Origin of the sequence: Brevibacillus sp. NSP2.1, from assembly GCF_000470975.2 — a bacterium.
GTDB classification, from domain to species: Bacteria; Bacillota; Bacilli; order Brevibacillales; family Brevibacillaceae; genus Brevibacillus; species Brevibacillus agri.
In genome coordinates this window covers 310,053-328,860 of the sequence record NZ_CP048274.1, presented here as the reverse complement: position 1 = coordinate 328,860, position 18,808 = coordinate 310,053, and the positions used below count along the sequence as shown (strand labels likewise).

Here is an 18,808-nt window from a genome sequence, read left to right as displayed (position 1 = left end):
CGTTTTCTGCCTCCCAGGTACGCTATAATGGGTGTAACATGACTGACACAGGAGATCGCTTGCCATGATGGTTTTCATCTTATTCACCATATGGGCGCTAGGTCTATTGGTCCTGTTCACGGACCCGAAACGCACGTCGATCCGCTGGGCCTGCGCCACTGCCTTTATCGGAGGGGGCGGCTTCCTCTCGGCGGTCATTGACGAGACGATCATGCCGCTCTGGGCCGATGCTTTTACCATGAATGCCGGGACGGAGCAGACTTTGCTTTTTCTTAGCCGCCTCTCGTCCTTTATTTGCCAGGTCGGGTTGCCTTATTCGTTTCTCATGTTCGCCGTCCATTCGGCGGAGTTTCTCACCCGGAGAACAAAGCTGATTGCCCAGTTCGCCGCGCTCTGCCTCCCGGCGCTAATGCTCGCGATCACCCCCATTTATCCTGTACTGGCCTTCAATTACTGGATCATGGTGGCATGGGTCATTCCTTTTTTTCTGATCGCCTGCACTCTGCTGATCGTACAGTACCGGAACGAGAAAGACCCACTGGTCAAAAAGAACAGCTTTTTCACGAACGTGTTAATCATCGTCCCGCTCTTTTTCGTCTTTATCTTCATCTACATCATGCGCATCCAGAATGACTACGAAGCATGGCGCTACAACATGCTGGTCGTCGCGATCCAGTTCATTTTGATTGTTGCCATCAGTTTGAAATACGGCTTTTTGGGCGTCCGGCTCCGCGTGGAAAAAAGACGTCTGGACAGCACGTTGCGCGCTCTCACGTCAGGAGCGCAAATCATTAATCACACGATCAAAAACGAAGTGGGGAAAATCTCGCTGTACGCCGATCGGATCGAATCGTACGCGGAGGAAACAAACCAGCCGAACCTGAAGGAAGACGCGCTCGTCCTCCTGCAATCGTCCCAGCACATGTTGGACATGATGAACCGGATTCAAAACCAGCTTCGCGACGTCGAGCTGCGCGAATCCCCCAGCGCGCCTGGCGAGATCATCAAGCAAGTCATCCAAAACTTGAAGCCTTACATGGAAAAGCAGCAGGTGCTGGTGGAATGCGAGCTGGATGAGAGCCTCCACCTGTACGGCGATCCCGTGCAGCTTAGGGAAATTCTCACCAATTTGTGCATGAACGCGATCGAAGCGATGAAGTCCGGCGGCAAGCTCACCCTGCAACTGTTTTTGTCCAACCGTCACCTCGTCATCGCCGTCGCGGATACGGGTACAGGCATTTCCAAGGAAAATTTGCCGCACGTGCTCGATCCTTTTTTCTCTACCAAACGAACCGGACAAAACTTCGGCCTTGGACTTTCCTATTGCTATAACGTCATGCAAAAGCATCAGGGAATGCTGGAGATATACAGCGAGCCAGGAAAAGGAACGACGGTGTTTTTGTTCTTCCCGAAAAAACGAGTCATCACAAGCTCTGCCCAAACAGAAGGGAGGATATGAACATGGAGACTATCAAAGTATTTCTCGTCGAGGACGACCCTGTCTGGCGAAAAGGACTGGTCGACTACCTGAACAAAGAAGCAGACCTCACCGTCGTCGGCGAGGCGGGCACGAAGGCGGAAGCGACCGAGCGCTTTTTGGCGGCAGAAGCCGACGTCGTCCTGATGGACATCAACCTGACCGAAAACAACCTCGACGGAATCGAAACCGCGATGGAGCTGATTGCGCTTGAGGCAGACTGTAAAATCATCATGCTCACGTCCTTGACCGCCGAGGATGTGATTGTCGAGTCCTTCTCTGCTGGCGCCGTCAATTACATCAGCAAGTCCAGCTTCAAGGAAATTCCCGACGCCATCCGCGCTGCCCACAACAGCCAGTCGGCGATTCACCCGACAGCAGCGGCTGCTTTGCGCAACGAGTTTTTGCGCCTGAAAAACGAAGAAAACCAGAAGCTGCTCTCCCCCGCGGAGAAGGACATTCTGCAACTGATCCATCAGGGAAAGACGCAGACGCAAATCGAGCAGTCCCTGCACATCACCAAGCGGACCATCAAAAACCACATCAACCGCATCCTGAAAAAAATGGGCGTCAAAACGAGCAAAGAAGCGGCCGCAAAAGCGAGCCAGAAAAAGCTATTCTAGGTATTATGACCAGGTACCAATGAATGTTGGTACTTTTTTTACTTCCCCCACTCCTTACAATGAGGACTATAAAGCAACGCCATTATCCTTTGAAAAGGTGTGGTCTACATGGTCCTCATTCATGCCTTCCTGAAAATGATTTTGCTGCTGTGGTTTCGGCCTCGCATTCACGGTGTAAACAAAATCGACCTGACGAAGCCGTCACTTATCATTCCCAATCACGTCTCCCTGCTCGACGCGGTACTCCTTTCCTTTTGCTTGCCTACGGGAGCTACCTTTGTCGTCAACACCGGGATCGCCAAGCGGTTTGCCTTTTTCCTGCGCTTCCGCAAGCACATCGCGATCGATCCTCTCAACCCGTACTCGATCCGCCACATGCTGCGGGTCATCCGCAAAGGAGAGACGCTGGTGATTTTCCCGGAAGGCCGCATCACCACAACGGGCGGCCTGATGAAAATTTACAGCGGCGTCGGCTACCTCGCCATGAGAACAGGCGCAACCGTCTACCCGATCGCGATCAACGGCCTGGAGCGCTCGATCTTCTCTTATTTGCAAGGCAAGCTGCGCCGCTCGCTGTTTCCTGCCGTCACCATGACAGTCGGCACGCCGTTCACCATCCCGCGCGACGAAAACCGCTCGATGCGTGAACAAAAGACGGCCGCCAACGACCTGATCCTGCGCACGATGCAGGAGGAGCTGTTCCAAAGCCGGATGAAGCAAAACGTCAACCTGTTCGATGAAGCGCTGGTAGCCGCCCGCCTTAACGGGCCGAAAATGGAGATCGCCAAAGACTTGACCTCGGCCATCAATTACCGCACCCTGCTCATCGGCAGCTATCTGCTCGGCAACAAACTGCAACAGCCCTTAATGGGGAAACCGGTCGTCGGCGTATTTCTCCCCAACTCGGTCGGGCACCTGGTTACTTTGCTGGCGCTGTTTTGCATCGGGAAAACACCTGCAATCCTGAACTTTTCGCTCGGCATCCGTTCGCTGCTCGACTGCTGCGAGACAGCCCGTATCGATACGATCCTGACCTCGCGCGCCTTCATCGAAAAAGGCAAGCTGGAGCACATTATCGCGGGCCTTTCGCCGAGCATCCAGATTATTTACCTGGAAGATTTGAAAGCATCGGCCACCGCTTTTGACAAGCTGGCTGCCCTCACCGCGTATATGACAAAGAAAAAAGCCGCGAAGAGTGCCAATGAACTGATTCTGTTCACCTCCGGCAGCGAAAGCAAGCCAAAAGGCGTCGTGCTGACGCACACCAATCTGTACGCCAACATCCAGCAAGTGACCAGCATGATCGACATTACGAGCCGCGACAAGTTTTTCAACGCGCTGCCGATGTTTCACAGCTTCGGACTGACTGCTGGCACGCTTTTGCCCATCATCAAGGGCATTCCGGTGTATCTGTATCCGAGCCCGCTGCACTACAAGGCGATTGCGGAGCTGGTGTACGATCAGAACGCGACCATTTTGTTCGGGACTTCGACGTTCATGGCTGGCTACGGACGGATGGCGCACCCGTACAACTTCTACTCTTTGCGCTACGTGTTTGCAGGCGCAGAAAAGCTGAAGGACGACGTGCGCAAGCTGTGGATGGATAAGTTCGGCGTGCGGATTTTCGAAGGTTACGGCGCGACCGAAACCGCTCCGATTCTCGCGCTCAACACGCCGCTCGCCAACAAGCCTGGAACAGTAGGTCGACTCGTGCCCGGCATGAGCTATCGGCTGGACCCGGTCGCAGGCATTGACGAAGGCGGAGAGCTGCTCGTCAAAGGCCCGAACGTCATGAAAGGCTACCTGATTCACGGCAAAGGCTTCGTGCCCGCCGGGGAATGGTACCACACAGGCGATCTGGTGACGGCTGACAAGGAAGGCTTTCTCAGCATTCAGTCTCGCCTGAAACGTTTTGCCAAAATCGGCGGCGAGATGGTGTCGCTCAATCTGGTGGAAGAGCTGGCCATGCAATGCTTCGGTCACTCCGGCTTTGCCGCGATCACCGTCAACGACCAGCGAAAAGGCGAGCGCGTCCTGTTGTTTACTACAGATGAAACCGTTCAGCTCAGTCAACTGCGCGCGTATTTGACGGAAAAGCAATACTCGCCGCTGCTCATTCCCGGCACGATGCAGGTCATCAAAACTCTGCCACTTCTCGGGAGCGGAAAAACGGACTACGTCAGTCTGAAGCAACTGGCGGAAAGTGGAGGAAACTGATGTGAAGATGCGACTACAACCGCTGCAAGCCTTGTATTTCACGCAATTTCTCTCGGCCTTTGCCGACAACATGATTTTGTTTGTCATTGCCAACCTGCTGCGGGAGAACGGCTTTTCTCCCGCAATGCTCGCACTCGTTTCCATTTCCTTTTTTCTGCCGTACGTTTTTCTCGCTCCGCTCGTCGGGCCTTTTGCCGACAAACACGCCAAGTCGTTCGTTCTGGTGATCGGCAACCTGATAAAAGCACTCGGTGTCGTGCTGCTGTTCGTCATCGATCACTCCAGCATTTTGCTGTTGATGCTCTGCTACTTTACGGTGGGGGTCGGCGCGGTTGTCTACTCGCCTGCCAAGTACGGCATCCTGCCGGAGCTGACTCGCAATGAACAGGAGCTGTTCCAGGCCAACGCGCGGATTGAGGCGTACACGATCGTCGCGATCTTGACCGGAATCGGCGGGGGCGGAGCGATCGCCTCCATGACAGCGCCGCTGTTCTCTTCGAGCATCTGTCTTGCCCTCTACCTGTTGTCGCTGGGCATGACCTTTTTCATCCCGCGCATCCGGGGGAACGCCTCGATTCGTTACGGTACGGAAGCACGCCGCTTTTTCATCGACTTCCAGCACCTGATGAACCGTGCGGAAACGAGCTTTGCGCTGATCGGAACCGGGGCCTTCTGGATGAGCTCGGCTGTGCTGCGGGTCGCCGTGCTGGCCTGGATACCCGCCGCACTCGGGATTAACCCGCAAAGCTTTTCCGTCTCGCTGATCCTGGCTACGACGTCAATCGGGATCATCATCGGCGCTTTTCTCGCCCCGCGGCTGATTCCGCTGTCCCGGTTCACCCGCTCAGTCGGCTACGGCTTCGGCATGTTTCTCATCATCGTGTTGTTTCCGTGGATTCACGTGACAGTCATTGCGATCTGCCTGCTGCTTCTGGTCGGGTTCATGGGCGGGGTGTTCATCATTCCGATGAATACGATCTTGCAGGACGAGGGCAAAAAGATGGTCGGCTCCGGCAAGACGATTGCGATTCAAAATTTTATCGAAAACTTTTTGATGGCTGCCGGGTCGGGGATTTACTACCTGGTCGTATTCCTGGGCGCCTCCATCTCCGTTGCTATCGTCGCCCAAGGGTTGCTGCTTCTGGCTTTTCTGCTGTATCTGATGAAGCATCGCAGTCGAATCGCGGGCTAAAGCGGGGGAAAGAGAAGACTGCTGCGTGCGTGAGTGGATGGCGCCAGTGCATAAAGTAGCAAAAGCCGTGATAGTCAGCGTCACGGCTTTTGTTTTGACCACCGCTACAATAGCGAAAAGCCGTGACAGTGACCGTCACGGCTTGACAGCGGCGTAGTTTTGCAAACATTCCAGGAAGAGGTGGCCGTACTTGTCGAACTTGGCTTCGCCCACACCTTTGATCTTGAGCATCGCCTGCTTGTCGGTCGGGCAGAGGCTGCTCATTTCCTTCAAAGTGCTGTCGTGGAAAATGACGTATGGCGGCACGCCTTCGCTCTGTGAGATTTCCTTGCGCAGCGAACGCAACTGCTCGAACAGCTCGTCGTCCTCTGCGAGCGCCACAGGGCGGAGCGAGATTTTTTGCACGACGCGCTCCTCGCCCTTGAGCACTGGCAGCGCCCGCTCTCCCAGCTTCACAGTCGGGTACTGGCTTTCCGTCACCTGCAAGTATCCTTCGGCAATGAGCAGTTGGATCAGGTCGGCGATTTCTTTTTCCTTGTACTCCTTCATCAACCCGTAGGTAGGAAGCTGATCGAACCGGAACTGCGTGACCTTCTTGTTTTTCGAGCCTTTGAGTACCTGGGCGACCAGTGCCGCGCCGAAGCGCTCCCGCATCCGTTTGACGCAGGAAAAGATTTTTTGCGCTTCGAGCGTGATGTCGGTCAGTTCGGTTTCATCGGTGCAGTTGTGGCAGCGCCCGCACTCAGGCGCATCCGCCTCTCCGAAATACTGCACGATGTACTGCTGCAGGCAGCGCGGCGTCCGGCAGTAGTCGACCATGGCATACAGCTTTTTGTACTCGTGCTCCTTGCGTTCGTCGGTCAACTGGTTTTGCTCGATAAAAAACGACTGGGTCTGGATGTCCTGCGGCTGGTACAGCAAAATGCACTCGCTCGGCTCGCCATCGCGCCCGGCGCGTCCCGCTTCCTGGTAGTACGCCTCCAGGTTTTTCGGCATGTTGTAATGGATGACGTAGCGCACATTGGACTTGTCAATGCCCATCCCGAATGCATTGGTCGCGACCATCGTGCGGACGTCATCGAACAGGAACGCTTCCTGATTCGCCGCCCGCTCTTCCTCTGACAGCCCGGCGTGGTATTTGGTGACCGAAAAGCCGCGCTTCGCAAGGTCGGCGTGCAGAGCATCGACGTCTTTTCGCGTGGCGGCGTAGATGATTCCGGCATGCTGCCTGTTGGCTTTCAAATACGCCTGGATAAAGCCGCGGCGGTTTTCTCCTTTGCGCACCGACAGGATGAGGTTGTCGCGGCCAAAACCAGTGATAAAGAGACGCTCATCCTCCAGGGAAAGCTGGCGCTTGATATCGGCGGTCACTTCCGGCGTCGCCGTCGCTGTCAGGGCTGCGACGATGGGACGCTCTGGCAGCGTGCGCAAAAAGCGGGCGATCTCCAGGTAGCTGGGGCGGAAATCGTGGCCCCATTGCGAGACACAGTGCGCCTCATCGACAGCGACGAACGAAATCGGCACATTGCGGATCAAATTTTGAAACGTTTCCGACTCCAGCCGCTCAGGAGCGATGTAAAGCAGCTTGTACTCCCCGCGCGCCGCCATCCGCAAGCGCTCGCGCACCTCGCTGTAGTCGAGCGAGCTGTTGATCTGTGTCGCCGCAATCCCCATGTTGACCAGCACATCTACCTGGTCCTTCATCAGCGAGATGAGCGGCGAAATGACGATCGTTACGCCGTCGAAAAGCATGGCCGGTACTTGATAGCAGATTGATTTTCCACCGCCGGTCGGCATGATGCCTATCGTGTCATGGCCTGCCAGCAGGCTCTCGATAATCTTCTTTTGTCCTTCGCGAAATGATTCGTAGCCAAAGTATTTTTGCAAAACTTCCTGTGCTTTATGGAGCAAAGAGAATCACCTTCTCTTTCGATAGATTGGTTTAATCGATTCTATTTAGTGTAAACATAGGTGCTGGGACAAAACAAGGGGAAGCACAGCACACGAAAAACGGTTTAACCCCTTAAAATTAGAGCCTTTCTCTTCATATGACTCTCTTCTTCTTCAACCACCTGGGAGCGCAGGAGAAAAATCTGATTTTTCTGAATGCGTTCTTCGTTTTCAAATGGCGAAAGAACGGAGTGACCCACAAAGGTAGTTCCGTCCATTTTGGTATTTATATGCAGTTATACTAGATGCTACACAACAGGTTCTTTCCCGTTTATGTATCAAGCTTTCTTCGCTTCGACGTTAATCGCTCCCACCAAATTTGGCTATCCTCCCAGAGCATGACACGTAACCACCGGTAGGCTTGCAACAAGCTCGCTTGGCCAGCGGAGAAGATTTTGACCAAGAAAAGTAAGCAAAAGGCGATCAGCACAATGAAAACTTGGTTCAGAACGGCTTCTTGGCTTTTCCCGTAAAACGAAGTAATCTTCACGTGCTGCCTCAACCATTTAAAAAAGATTTCAATGGCCCAGCGACTTCGATGCATCTCACTGATCCCTTGGGCAGATAACTCCCATCGATTCGTAATCAGCAGAAGGGATTTTCCTGTGAATCGGTTGTCTCGATGAGGCGAAGGACATGGTTCATGCGATTTTGCTGTGTCCCTATTTGTACATAACCATTCCTTTTGATGGAACTCCCTTCGGAAACAGGATGATCAAACAGATAGCGAATCGCTGCCTTCTTCTTTGCTCGCGTAACGAAGAAGATCCGGCGTTCACAGAACGCGTCAAACTTGGCGTAGTCCACAAATCCCCGATCAAACACATACGTCGTACCAGGATTGTCTACAAGCGTGTCAAGTTGAGTCCGGTCATGAACACGCGCTGGAGTCAATTGGATGGTTTTTCTGTAAAGGATTTTTTTGTGTCCTGCATAAATACAAAATTTTTTGGTTATTTCGACAACATTAATGCAACGCTAGTGGTTTCATCTTTCGTTTAGGGGTTCTATAGAAACAAGTTTCGGCAATCCTATAAAGCTAGACTCATACTCTACAAAATATTCTTCGTTCGCTTTAATTAATTTCGTAATAACCTTCGGGACATCAATAGTTGTTTTCACGTTGAGCTGATCCTCAATTACTATGAAGTCATTGCTAACCTCTTTTACTTTTACGATGGCTACTGTCTTTTCCTTAAAATAAATACTCCATATTAGTAAAAGCCCCATCATTACAAGAAACAATGTACCCAAAAAAACAATAAGTTTTTTCTTTTTCATTTACATATCCCCTTCATTTTACAAATGTTGACATATTTCCATAATATGGTTACGGTCCAAATATACCATACATTAGGAGGTTTTCAAAATGTTTCCCTTTTCAAAAAAAAAAATCATAGCTTCTCTAGTTGCAACTGTTACACTGACTAGCTTGATCCCATTTACTGTAGGTGCTGCCAGCAAAGACTTTAAAGAGATTGAAGAAGAGGTTAGTTTTGACATGGTTAAGGTCAGCGATCTCGATGTAAGAGTTTATGAAGACGGAAGGATTAAAGGTCTCGGAAAATCAAAATCCCAAAATATTTCAAAAAACGAACGAAAAAAAATACTTAGGGCGTCGTCTACGATTAATATTCTCATCGGCTGCACCTCCGCACGAATCTGAGTCATTACTGACCACTATAGCAAAAATGTTTAAAGAAAATCTAAAGAGTGCGTGGGAGAGATTAATTCTGGCAGTGGGATGCGGGGTAGGGGCTTGGGAGGATGATGTAAGTTGTTGCTACGATGTAGTTCGCTTGATCGGGACTTTCGGTGGGCGAGGAAAGAGGCGAAATCGCTGTAGCTTCTTGGGCTCCCTGCTGGGGGTTGGACTGCCCGGCTCCGGGGAAAAAGCGAAACCGCGTCCAAAAGTGGTTGATTCAGGTAGCCGCTCAGAGTTGGACGCTCATACTTCTTTGTAATGCTCTTCGAAGTTATTAAGTTTTCTGAATGTTCTGATGATACCTTGGATGATGGAAGGCCCCTTTAGCTACTTCAATTTCATTCGATGTTTGTTGTGCCTCTAATTTTCGCTCAACTTCCCGAATGCCACGAAGGGTTTTCTTGATTCCTGTTTTAAGTTTTCGGTCCAAGTCCATAACCGGTTTAGCGATGTCTTTCAGATAATGATACTGGCAGTATTGATACGGGACGTCGGGGAGCAATGTTTCAAAGGCTAGTCGAATGGATTGTTGCCCATCACTTACAATGCCAATAATAGGGTAACCCAATTCTACGATAGGGCGAATCAGGTTCTGTAGTTCCTCTGATGATCCGCTTTTCAGATTCTTGGCAGCTAGTACCGTCCCACTAAACACTTCACGGATGACATATAAAGTTTCATTCCCTTTTTTTTGGTTGCACACCATCCATGGAAAGCATCAATCCTCCGTTTTGTGAACTTACATGATGCAACACTTCGCGTATATGTTGGTCTACACTGGCTCCAAGGAGAGTAAGATAACGCTCGTAAAGCATTTGAACATTGCGGTCTGTCGTTCTCACACCACGTCTGTTTAACTCTTCCGCAATCTCTTGTCGGGTCATGTGATTCTGGGGAATAATTCGATTTTTTGGACGCATAAAAACCTCTGTTCATCAAGGAATGGTTACTCCATTACTTCGATCCACAGAGGTAATTTCCTGTGTAGTATGTTTATTCCATTGTAGAAAAAAGCAAGGAGCCCCAATACACTTTTATCTCCGAAAAATCTTGGAGCAAAAAGGGGCTCCTTTACTATGAAAACTTCGAAACGAGTTGATGGTTTTAAGAAACATCTCAGGTCTTAGAAAATGAGGATATCAAGAGATAGAAGAATATAGTTTGAAAAAGGTCGAAGCCAGATTTGTTACTACGACGACAGCTAACATTCTCTCTATTATTTTACCGCTGTAAATGTTACAACAGTTGAATATGAAGTATGCACTTTCTTATCTTTAACCACAACCTGAACCCTCATATTATGATCTGCTGCATACAATACTTCATTTTGAAGTTGTGCATTAGCAGAAAGTGCTGTAGCCGCCATTGCTACTGTTGCTCCAGGCCCTAAAAACCCGATCAGAGTTTCAGCAATTGTCGCACCTCCACTTGTCGCACCTCTCATAATACTAGCCATATACTTTACTTGATCTTTTGAAAGATAATAAGACCCAAGTACAATGTACTCGTCGCTACTTGCGGCGTATGCGCTTTGATTAGCTATATTAGCTACAGGCAAAACACCAGTGATTCCAAGGGTTAAGGAGAGCACTGCAGCAGTACTTTTAAAAGCTTTTTTCATTTTTATAACCTCTTTTCGATTCGATATGATCTCACGCAACTTTTATTCCTACTCTTTCTATCTCTCTTTTCGTAGACCTTACTTTGAAGTGTACCAATGCTATACAATATTTTTCCAACTCCAAAAAAGCATTTTTTCATCCAATTTCAGCTATTAATTCCAAAAAAATGATGATATACTCCCAAATCCTTGGAATTACATTAAAAAAACCCTTTTTTCTAAAATGATACAAAGCGGCAAAAGTTTTTGAAATCCTTCCCACGGTATAGAGCCTCGATACTAGTAATCTACATTCCACTGAGAACTAACGAGTGTTTCAGTTCTACAGTGAAAGGCGATCACTGAGAGAGAATAAAAAAAAACTGACGCCTATGAATGGAGTCAGCCAAGTGGCCTAGCAGCCAAAATTTTTATTGTTTCTTGCCATCATCGGCTCTGTGAATCCCACTATTCCTTCGGATGAATCATCTGCTCAGGACGCACGATTTGGTCGAATTGCTCCTCGGTCAGCAGGCTGCTCTTGATAGCCGCTTGCTTGAGCGTGATGCCTTCTTTGTGCGCCAGCTTGGCTACTGCCGCTGCGTTTTCGTAGCCGATATGCGGGTTCAGCGCGGTTACGAGCATCAGGGAGTTGTTCAGGTTTTCCTGGATGACAGGCAAGTTCGGCTCGATGCCGACCGCGCAATGGTCGTTGAACGACTTCATGGCGTCTGCGAGCAGTCGGGCCGATTGCAGGAAGTTGTAGATGATGACAGGCTTGAACACGTTCAGCTCAAAGTTCCCTTGGCTTGCGGCAAAGCCGATCGCGGCATCGTTGCCCATCACCTGGCACGCCACCATCGTAATCGCTTCGCTTTGTGTCGGGTTGACTTTTCCTGGCATGATCGAGCTGCCCGGCTCGTTGGCAGGGATTACGATTTCGCCGATGCCGCAGCGCGGTCCGCTCGCCAGCCATCTGACGTCGTTGGCGATTTTCATCAGGTCGGCTGCCAGCGCCTTCAACGCTCCGTGTACGTGAACAAGCTCATCGTGGCTGGTCAGCGCGTGGAATTTGTTTTCGGCGGTCACGAATTTTTTGCCGATCGCTTCGCTGATTTCCGCAGCGACCATTTCACCGAAGCGCGGATGGGCGTTGATGCCGGTTCCGACGGCTGTACCGCCAATCGCCAGCTCACGCAAATATTCGTTGCTTTCCTGAATCATTTTCTCTGTTTTTTCCAACATACGCACCCAGCCGCTAATTTCCTGGCCCAGTGTCAGCGGGGTGGCATCCTGCAAATGCGTCCGGCCGATTTTGATGATGTCTATGTAGGCTTCGCTTTTTTCCTTGAGCGTCTGCTTGAGCAGCGCCAGCGCAGGCAGCACTTGGTCCTCAATGGCTACCAGTCCCGCCATGTGCATAGCAGTCGGGAACGTATCGTTGGAGCTTTGCGATTTGTTCACATCGTCGTTGGCGTGAATCCGCGCACTGCTGCCTTTTTCCTCCAGCAACTGGTTGGCGCGGCGAGCGATGACTTCGTTGACGTTCATGTTGGATTGGGTGCCGCTTCCGGTTTGCCAGACAACCAGCGGGAAGTGCTCGTTCCATTTTCCGGCGATGACTTCGTCGGCTGCCGTTACGATCGCTTCGGCCTTTTCCGCGTCCAGCTTGCCCAGCTTTTGGTTCGCCAGGGCCGCGCTTCTTTTCAGGATGGCAAACATGCGGATGACCTCAAGCGGCATTTTCTCCTCGCCGATCTCGAAATTTTGGAAGCTGCGCTGCGTTTGCGCCCCCCACAACTTGTCCGCAGGCACTTTCATTTCACCCAACGTGTCTTTTTCGATCCGAAATTCCATCTCGCATCCTCCTCTATGAATGATTGCCTCTTTTATCATGTCCACTTTTTCCATTTTGGAATGAGAGCAGACGTATTCATTTAAAATGATAATGATTTTCATTCTTGTTATCAAGAGCAGAAGTGTTCCTCGCATGCAAAAAGACCGCAGCGCCATCTGCAAACGGTCAGCTACGGTCTTTGTTTCTACCCCTTATCTACTCTCTACCTCAACAGAAATGACGTGATCGACAGCTTTCAGCAAGCTGTAAATGTCGGTCGTATATGTGTTTTCCGAAGCGGTAATCATCATTTCCAACTTTTGCAATCCGTTGTCCAGGTCTTTGACCTTGACCCGTTTTACCTGCAGGTCGATGTGCTTGATCTGTTTGAAAACGCCGTCCAGATCGCCGCCCCCTTCGACGACAATCTTGATCGACAAATCCCGCTGCCGCAAAGACTCGGGACCGATCCATTTGAGAATGAGCGGAAACAGGTTGATCGCCAAAATAATCAGGATGGTCGCTGTCACCGCCTCAAAGTAATACCCCGCCCCTACGGCAATACCCAGTCCGGAGGCAGCCCAGACCATGGAAGCCGTGGTCAGCCCGGAGATTACATCGTTGCTTCTGCGCAAAATCACGCCAGCTCCGAGAAAACCGACGCCGCTCACGATTTGCGCGGCCAGGCGCAGCGGGTCCATGTTGGTGTGTCCAGGCAAGGAGAACCGATGTACCGACTCAATCGAGACAATCGTAATCAGGCAGCTCGCCACTGATATGACCATGCTTGTTTTCACGCCAAGCGGCTTATGCTTGAGCTGTCTGTCCATCCCGATCAGCAAGCCCAGAAACATCGCTATCCCCAGCTTCATCAAAAAATCATACGTCATTCGCTTCTCCTCCCCCTTTCAATGTCAGCTTTTCTCCCATCACTCTATTAGAAAGTATATACGCTCTCCTTGAAAAATAGGAGAGAAATTTTTCATGGCTGCTCATAGTGTAAGCTGGCCCTTCTGTCTTCATGCAAAAAACGGGAAACCCCTCATCCGGAGTTTTCCCGCTTTGCTTGCGCCACGCTTGGTTACGAGACGCTGCGTATCATGCGTTTTTGCAGGGACAGCAGGCGTCCGAACAGGAAGATCGCGCCTGCCGCCAAGCCTGTAATCAGCCCGATCCAGTAGCCAAAGGCAGCCAGCGAGGTGTACTGCGCCAGGACGTACCCGAGCGGCAGCCCGATGACCCAGTACGAGACAAGGGCGACGATAAACGTGACCGTAACGTCCTTGTAGCCGCGCAAAATCCCCTGGATCGGCGCCGCCACCGCATCGGAAATCAAAAACAGAATCGAGTACATCAAAAAGTGCTGCGTAAGCTCCAAAACCTCGATGTCCGTCGTATAAAATCCGGCGACCTGCCTGTTGAACAGCAGCAAGCCTGTGCCGAACAGCAGGGCAAGTCCAGTGGCGATGCCGATGCCCAAATAGCTGTACTGCTTGGCGTCGCGAAACCGCTTCGCCCCGACCTCGAAGCCGACCACGATAGTCAAAGCCATCGAGATGCTGAGCGGAACCATGTAAATAAACGAAGCGAAGTTCATCGCCGCCTGGTGCGCCGCAATCGTAATCGTGCTGTACTCGCTCATGAACAAGGTAACAGCGGCAAAAATGCTCACTTCGAAAAAGATCGAAAAGCCGATCGGCAAGCCGAGCTTGAGCAGCTCTTTCCACGCGCTCATGGAGACGCGGTAAAACTTGCGGAACACCCCGAAATCGGTAAACGGCTGCACGCGCTGCACGACAACCAGGCTAATCAGCAAAATGCACCAGTAAGTCAGCGCCGAGGCGTAGCCCGCCCCGATTCCGCCCAGGCGCGGCAAACCGAAGTTGCCGAAAATCAGGGCGTAGTTCAGCACGACGTTGATTGGCAGCGAGAGCAGCGTAATGAACATGGTAATTCTCGTCTCCCCCAACGCGTCGATGAAGCAGCGAATGACCGTGTAGAGAAACAAAGGCACAATCCCGATGGCTATCGCATGCAGGAAGCCGCGGGCAATGTGTCTGACGTCGCTTTCGAGCTGCATGCTGTTCAACACCGGCTCAAGCGCCAAGCCGCCGACGATCAGCACCCCGATGGCAATCGCCACTCCCAGGTACAGTGCCTGCATGACCGTGTAGGGCACCTGGTCTTTGCGCTGCGCTCCGATCATTTGCGCCACCATCGGCATCACTGCCATGAGAATACCCGTCAATCCGGCTTGAATCGGCGTCCAGAGGCTGGCCCCGATCGCCACTCCGGCCAAGTCAGTCGGACTGGCGTGCCCGGACATGATCGTATCGGCAAAAGTCATGGAGAAAAGCGCCAACTGCGATATAAGGATGGGCAGCAACACCATCAGAAACTGCCGCCACTTTTCTTTTAACGAATAAGTCTCATGCATGATTGTTCTTCCTCATTTACATTAGAAATATCTACACCATTAATATAGTAGAAACGTGTTGAAAAGCACTGCAAAAAGCTTCTCTATGCACTTTAGCACAAAATGAAAGTCTAGCATAAGAAAATTGCAGACATCGCGAAAGAAAACTCACTGTTAAAATTTTTTATATACATTGACAATGGTGCGCGAACAGGCGTATATTTTAAAACTATAAAAACCGACTATTTAAATTGGAATTGTGCACTTTGATTCCTACCCACAACCAAAGGAGCGTAGAAGGACATGGCACAGGCCCCCAAACATCTGAAAATCGGCGTTTTTCTCGCCGGCACTGGTCATCACGTCGCATCTTGGCGTCACCCTCATGCGCAAACCGACGGCAGCATGAACCTCGCCTATTTTCAGCAACTGGCGCAAACAGCCGAACGCGGCAAGCTGGATATGCTGTTTCTCGCGGACAGCCTGTCGATCAGTCCCGACTCCCATCCGAATGTGCTGGCACGCTTTGAACCGTTTACGCTGTTGTCGGCGCTGTCTGCCGTCACTTCGAAAATCGGCCTGGCCGCCACAGCATCTACGACGTACAGCGAGCCTTTTCATATCGCCCGCCAGTTCGCTTCGCTCGATCACATCAGCAACGGCCGTGCAGCGTGGAATGTCGTCACCTCCTCGATCGAATCGACGGCCTTGAACTTTAGCGGAGAAAAGCATCCCGAGCACAGCCTGCGCTATCAGCGCGCAGAAGAATTTGTCGAGGTCGTAAAAGGACTGTGGGATTCCTGGGAAGACGACGCCCTCATTCGCAAGCAGGAATCCGGCGTTTTTTTCGATCCGGCCAAGTTGCATGAGCTGCAGCACCGCGGCGAGTTCTTTTCCGTTCGCGGACCGTTGAACGTAGCCAGACCGCCCCAGGGGCATCCCGTCATCATTCAGGCAGGGTCTTCCGAGCCCGGTCAGCACCTGGCCGCCCGCACAGCGGAAGTCATTTTCACGGCGCAAAACAACTTGCCGGACGCCCAAGCCTTTTACCAAAGCGTGAAGGCAAAAGTCGTCTCCTACGGCCGCTCTCCTGACGAGGTGAGCATCATGCCGGGAATCTTCCCGGTTCTCGGCGATACGGAAGAAGCCGCACAGGCCAAATTCCAGCAGCTTCAAGAGCTGATTTTGCCCTCTGTCGGGTTGAAAATTCTTTCCAGCTATCTCGGCGGCTTCGATCTGACGCCGTATCCGCTCGACGGTCCGCTGCCAGACATCGACATCCCGGAGACGAACAGCGTAAAAAGCCGCTTCGAGCTGGTGCTGAACCTGGCGCGCCGGGAAAAGCTGACGATCCGCCAGCTTTATCAGTACATCGCCGGATCGCGCGGCCACCACATCTTTGTCGGGACGCCAGAGCAGCTTGCGGACGAGATGGAGGAATGGGTGCAGCAAGGCGGCTGCGACGGCTTCAATCTGATGCCGCCTCTTTTGCCAGAGGGTCTGGACGTGTTCGTCGATGAGGTCGTGCCGCTCCTTCAGCAGCGCGGGCTGTTCCGCACCGAATACGAAGGCAATACGCTGCGCGAGCATCTCGGCTTAAAGCGCCCTGCCAATCGTTATACGAACCGGCAAGCCAACGGGACACACGTATCCAGCTAAAACATAAACGCCGCAAACGGCCAGCCGATGCCGACAAACGTATCGCCTGGACCCGTTTGCCGCGAGAAGTGCGAGGGAGACAACATGACAACAACTTTCCGTCTGGCAACCGCTGACGATGCAGCAGAGCTGCTGGACCTGACGCTGCGAGCCTACGCTCCCATCCGCGAGTTGGGCATTCACTTTGCCGCAGCCACAGCCGACCTGGCACTCGTCCAGAAAAATATCCACAACAACGCCTGCTACGTCCTGGAGGAAGCTGGGCGGATTCAGGCAACCGTCTCGCTGCGCATGCCTTGGGGACCTCAGCCCGGACCGTTTGGCCTTCCCCATATATGGTGGTTCGCCGTCGATCCGGCCATCGGCAAAAAAGGCGTCGGCTCCACTCTCTTGACATGGGTGGAGGAAAGCATTGTCCGGGATACATTGAAGGCTCCTGCCGTATCGCTCGGCACGGCCGACAAGCATCCGTGGCTATCCGCCATGTACGAGCGCAGAGGCTATGTGCGTGCCGGAGAAGCCGATCTCGGCCGCGGCCACACGACGATCTTTTTCCGCAAAGAGCTGTACACGCCACTGCCATAGCTCAACGGGCGCAGCACTCCCCCAAAAAATCAACCAACTAGGAGAGATTCACATGAAAAAACATAAAGGCATCCTCGCGATTACACTCGGCCTCTCCCTCCTGCTCGCTGCCTGCGGCAGTGGCGGCGAGCAGGCTGCATCAGGCGCCCAGGAGGAAAAAGTTTTACGCGTAGGCGCAACAGGCCAAAGCTACCCGTTCGCTTACAAGGAAGGGGAAAAGCTGCAAGGCTTCGACGTCGAAGTTGCAGAGACAATCGCAGCGAAGCTCGGCTACAAAATCGAATGGCACCTCGCCGAGTTCAGCGGCGTGATGGGCCAGCTTGAAACAGGCCGGATTGATACGGTCGCCAACCAGGTAGCCGTGACGGATGAGCGCAAGCAGAAGTTCAACTTTTCCCAAACCTACGCTTACGCCGGAACGCAAATCATCGTCAAAAACGACAACAACGACATCCATTCCGTCGCCGATCTGAAAGGAAAAACCGTCGGAGCGGTGCTCGGCTCGAACCATACGAAAAACTTGCAAAAACAGGACCCGAACAACGAAATCAACATCCGCACCTACGAGACGCAAGAAGGCACGCTCAACGACGTCGCCTACGGCCGGATCGACGCCTACATCAACGGACGCAGCGTGCTCCTGGCGCAAATCGAAAAAACCGGGCTGCCGCTGAAGCTGGCCGGAGATCCGATCACCTATGAGGAAGTAGCCTTCCCGTTCCCGAAAGACGAGAAACACGACCAACTGCGCACAGAGTTTGACAAAGTGCTCACAGAGCTGCGCGATAACGGCACCCTGAAGCAGCTCTCAGAAAAATATTTCAAGGCTGATGTTACGGCGCCAATCCAGAAATAGGCGGTGCGTGCACGATGAATTTTGACGGGCAATACATGCTAGAGGTTTTCCCTACCTTGCTCAAATATTTGCCGCTCACGTTGGTAATGGCGGTCGTCGCGATGATTTTCGCCATTGCCATTGGGCTTGTGCTCGCTCTCATCACGAAAAACCGGGTACCCGTGCTCTATCAGCTCGCCAACGTGTACATTTCCTTTTTTCGCGCCACGCCTACGCTCGTTCAGCTTTTTCTGATCTACTACGGCTTGCCGCAGCTTTTCCCGTCGTTTAGCGCGATGAACGCCTTGACGGCAGCGATTATTGGCTTGAGCATCAAAAATTCGGCTTATTTGGCGGAGATTTTCCGTGCCGCCCTGGACTCTGTCGACAACGGCCAGCTTGAGGCGTGTCTGGCTGTCGGCATGACCAAGGCCCAGGCGTACCGTCGCATCATCCTCCCGCAAGCGACACGCAATGCCATCCCCGCCTCGGGCAATACGTTTATCGGGCTGGTGAAGGAGACGTCTCTCGCCTTTACGCTCGGGGTCGCCGAGCTGTTCGCCCAAGGAAAAATGATGGCGTCTGCGTCGCTGAAGTTTTTCGAAATCTACCTCGCCGTCGCGATTGTGTACTGGGCGTTGACGATCGTCTACAGTCTCCTGCAGGAATGGCTGGAAAAACGACTGAGCAGGCCATATAAAAACTAGCGAGG

General features: G+C 52.1%; 17 protein-coding genes and 1 pseudogene. 9 read left to right on the top strand and 9 right to left on the bottom strand.

Annotated features, from left to right (window positions below):
- The first annotated feature begins 64 nt into the window (after positions 1-64).
- The 4 genes from M655_RS01670 to lplT all read left to right on the top strand — a co-directional run bounded on the left by M655_RS01670 (position 65) and on the right by lplT (position 5,509).
- A complete protein-coding gene (locus tag M655_RS01670) occupies positions 65-1,459 on the top strand; it encodes a sensor histidine kinase (protein ID WP_026557626.1) in 1,395 nt (464 codons plus the stop codon).
- A gap of 2 nt (positions 1,460-1,461) precedes the next feature.
- Positions 1,462-2,100 carry a response regulator gene (locus M655_RS01665; RefSeq protein WP_005835181.1) on the top strand — a complete coding sequence of 213 codons (639 nt, stop codon included), beginning with the start codon at positions 1,462-1,464 and terminating at the stop codon, positions 2,098-2,100.
- A gap of 108 nt (positions 2,101-2,208) precedes the next feature.
- Positions 2,209-4,317 carry an AMP-binding protein gene (locus tag M655_RS01660; protein ID WP_026557627.1) on the top strand — a complete coding sequence of 703 codons (2,109 nt, stop codon included), beginning with the start codon at positions 2,209-2,211 and terminating at the stop codon, positions 4,315-4,317.
- Position 4,318: 1 nt separating this feature from the next.
- Entirely contained in the window at positions 4,319-5,509 is a 1,191-nt protein-coding gene (gene lplT, locus M655_RS01655) for a lysophospholipid transporter LplT (protein WP_007778375.1), read from the top strand.
- A 135-nt stretch (positions 5,510-5,644) separates the two neighbouring features.
- On the opposite strand, the gene recQ is transcribed toward lplT, so the two are convergent.
- The 4 genes and pseudogenes from recQ to M655_RS01645 all read right to left on the bottom strand — a co-directional run bounded on the left by recQ (position 5,645) and on the right by M655_RS01645 (position 8,740).
- Positions 5,645-7,420, bottom strand: a complete 1,776-nt coding sequence (gene recQ, locus M655_RS01650) for a DNA helicase RecQ (RefSeq protein WP_007778371.1) — start codon at positions 7,418-7,420, stop codon at positions 5,645-5,647.
- Between the two features lie 310 nt (positions 7,421-7,730).
- A pseudogene (locus M655_RS27935) lies at positions 7,731-8,072 on the bottom strand (transposase); the annotation flags it as partial.
- Positions 8,045-8,353 (bottom strand): transposase, encoded by a 309-nt coding sequence (locus M655_RS27930; RefSeq protein WP_353505612.1) that lies wholly within the window; start codon positions 8,351-8,353, stop codon positions 8,045-8,047. The gene M655_RS27930 and the pseudogene M655_RS27935, both read right to left, overlap by 28 nt.
- A gap of 93 nt (positions 8,354-8,446) precedes the next feature.
- On the bottom strand, positions 8,447-8,740 hold the full coding sequence (locus tag M655_RS01645; RefSeq protein WP_007778365.1) for a hypothetical protein: 294 nt from the start codon (positions 8,738-8,740) through the stop codon (positions 8,447-8,449).
- 88 nt (positions 8,741-8,828) lie between these two features.
- Between M655_RS01645 and M655_RS01640 the strand changes: the two genes are divergently transcribed.
- Positions 8,829-9,125 carry a hypothetical protein gene (locus tag M655_RS01640; RefSeq protein WP_026557630.1) on the top strand — a complete coding sequence of 99 codons (297 nt, stop codon included), beginning with the start codon at positions 8,829-8,831 and terminating at the stop codon, positions 9,123-9,125.
- Positions 9,126-9,438: 313 nt separating this feature from the next.
- Here the strand turns inward: M655_RS01640 and M655_RS01635 are convergent, their stop codons facing one another.
- The 5 genes from M655_RS01635 to M655_RS01615 form a co-directional block, all read right to left on the bottom strand.
- A complete protein-coding gene (locus tag M655_RS01635; RefSeq protein ID WP_152344108.1) occupies positions 9,439-9,870 on the bottom strand; it encodes a P-loop NTPase family protein in 432 nt (143 codons plus the stop codon).
- Positions 9,871-10,380: 510 nt separating this feature from the next.
- The gene (locus M655_RS01630) at positions 10,381-10,785 is read right to left on the bottom strand and encodes a hypothetical protein (RefSeq protein ID WP_005830112.1); all 405 of its coding nucleotides are present in this window, start codon (positions 10,783-10,785) and stop codon (positions 10,381-10,383) included.
- 447 nt (positions 10,786-11,232) lie between these two features.
- Positions 11,233-12,621, bottom strand: a complete 1,389-nt coding sequence (fumC, locus tag M655_RS01625; RefSeq protein WP_005830113.1) for a class II fumarate hydratase — start codon at positions 12,619-12,621, stop codon at positions 11,233-11,235.
- Positions 12,622-12,813: 192 nt separating this feature from the next.
- On the bottom strand, positions 12,814-13,491 hold the full coding sequence (locus M655_RS01620; protein WP_007778358.1) for an MgtC/SapB family protein: 678 nt from the start codon (positions 13,489-13,491) through the stop codon (positions 12,814-12,816).
- A gap of 191 nt (positions 13,492-13,682) precedes the next feature.
- The gene (locus tag M655_RS01615; protein ID WP_005830117.1) at positions 13,683-15,038 is read right to left on the bottom strand and encodes an MATE family efflux transporter; all 1,356 of its coding nucleotides are present in this window, start codon (positions 15,036-15,038) and stop codon (positions 13,683-13,685) included.
- A gap of 282 nt (positions 15,039-15,320) precedes the next feature.
- Here M655_RS01615 and M655_RS01610 point away from each other — a divergent pair, with 282 nt between their 5' ends.
- The 4 genes from M655_RS01610 to M655_RS01595 all read left to right on the top strand — a co-directional run bounded on the left by M655_RS01610 (position 15,321) and on the right by M655_RS01595 (position 18,803).
- Complete coding sequence (locus tag M655_RS01610) at positions 15,321-16,676, top strand: LLM class flavin-dependent oxidoreductase (protein WP_026557631.1); 1,356 nt, start codon at positions 15,321-15,323, stop codon at positions 16,674-16,676.
- 84 nt (positions 16,677-16,760) lie between these two features.
- Positions 16,761-17,261 (top strand): GNAT family N-acetyltransferase, encoded by a 501-nt coding sequence (locus tag M655_RS01605; protein WP_005830121.1) that lies wholly within the window; start codon positions 16,761-16,763, stop codon positions 17,259-17,261.
- Positions 17,262-17,313: 52 nt separating this feature from the next.
- The gene (locus tag M655_RS01600; RefSeq protein ID WP_007778352.1) at positions 17,314-18,117 is read left to right on the top strand and encodes an amino acid ABC transporter substrate-binding protein; all 804 of its coding nucleotides are present in this window, start codon (positions 17,314-17,316) and stop codon (positions 18,115-18,117) included.
- Between the two features lie 14 nt (positions 18,118-18,131).
- Complete coding sequence (locus M655_RS01595; protein ID WP_026557632.1) at positions 18,132-18,803, top strand: amino acid ABC transporter permease; 672 nt, start codon at positions 18,132-18,134, stop codon at positions 18,801-18,803.
- Positions 18,804-18,808 lie beyond the last annotated feature (5 nt).

What these genes read in the sequence shown, in the direction of transcription:
- M655_RS01670 (WP_026557626.1), top strand. Translation starts at nt 65, where the DNA reads ATGATGGTTTTCATCTTATTCACCATATGGGCGCTAGGTCTATTGGTC.
- M655_RS01665 (WP_005835181.1), top strand. Translation starts at nt 1,462, where the DNA reads ATGGAGACTATCAAAGTATTTCTCGTCGAGGACGACCCTGTCTGGCGA.
- M655_RS01660 (WP_026557627.1), top strand. Translation starts at nt 2,209, where the DNA reads ATGGTCCTCATTCATGCCTTCCTGAAAATGATTTTGCTGCTGTGGTTT.
- M655_RS01645 (WP_007778365.1), bottom strand. Translation starts at nt 8,740, where the DNA reads ATGAAAAAGAAAAAACTTATTGTTTTTTTGGGTACATTGTTTCTTGTA.
- M655_RS01640 (WP_026557630.1), top strand. Translation starts at nt 8,829, where the DNA reads ATGTTTCCCTTTTCAAAAAAAAAAATCATAGCTTCTCTAGTTGCAACT.
- M655_RS01635 (WP_152344108.1), bottom strand. Translation starts at nt 9,870, where the DNA reads ATGGTGTGCAACCAAAAAAAAGGGAATGAAACTTTATATGTCATCCGT.
- M655_RS01630 (WP_005830112.1), bottom strand. Translation starts at nt 10,785, where the DNA reads ATGAAAAAAGCTTTTAAAAGTACTGCTGCAGTGCTCTCCTTAACCCTT.
- fumC (WP_005830113.1), bottom strand. Translation starts at nt 12,621, where the DNA reads ATGGAATTTCGGATCGAAAAAGACACGTTGGGTGAAATGAAAGTGCCT.
- M655_RS01620 (WP_007778358.1), bottom strand. Translation starts at nt 13,491, where the DNA reads ATGACGTATGATTTTTTGATGAAGCTGGGGATAGCGATGTTTCTGGGC.
- M655_RS01615 (WP_005830117.1), bottom strand. Translation starts at nt 15,038, where the DNA reads ATGCATGAGACTTATTCGTTAAAAGAAAAGTGGCGGCAGTTTCTGATG.
- M655_RS01610 (WP_026557631.1), top strand. Translation starts at nt 15,321, where the DNA reads ATGGCACAGGCCCCCAAACATCTGAAAATCGGCGTTTTTCTCGCCGGC.
- M655_RS01605 (WP_005830121.1), top strand. Translation starts at nt 16,761, where the DNA reads ATGACAACAACTTTCCGTCTGGCAACCGCTGACGATGCAGCAGAGCTG.
- M655_RS01600 (WP_007778352.1), top strand. Translation starts at nt 17,314, where the DNA reads ATGAAAAAACATAAAGGCATCCTCGCGATTACACTCGGCCTCTCCCTC.
- M655_RS01595 (WP_026557632.1), top strand. Translation starts at nt 18,132, where the DNA reads ATGAATTTTGACGGGCAATACATGCTAGAGGTTTTCCCTACCTTGCTC.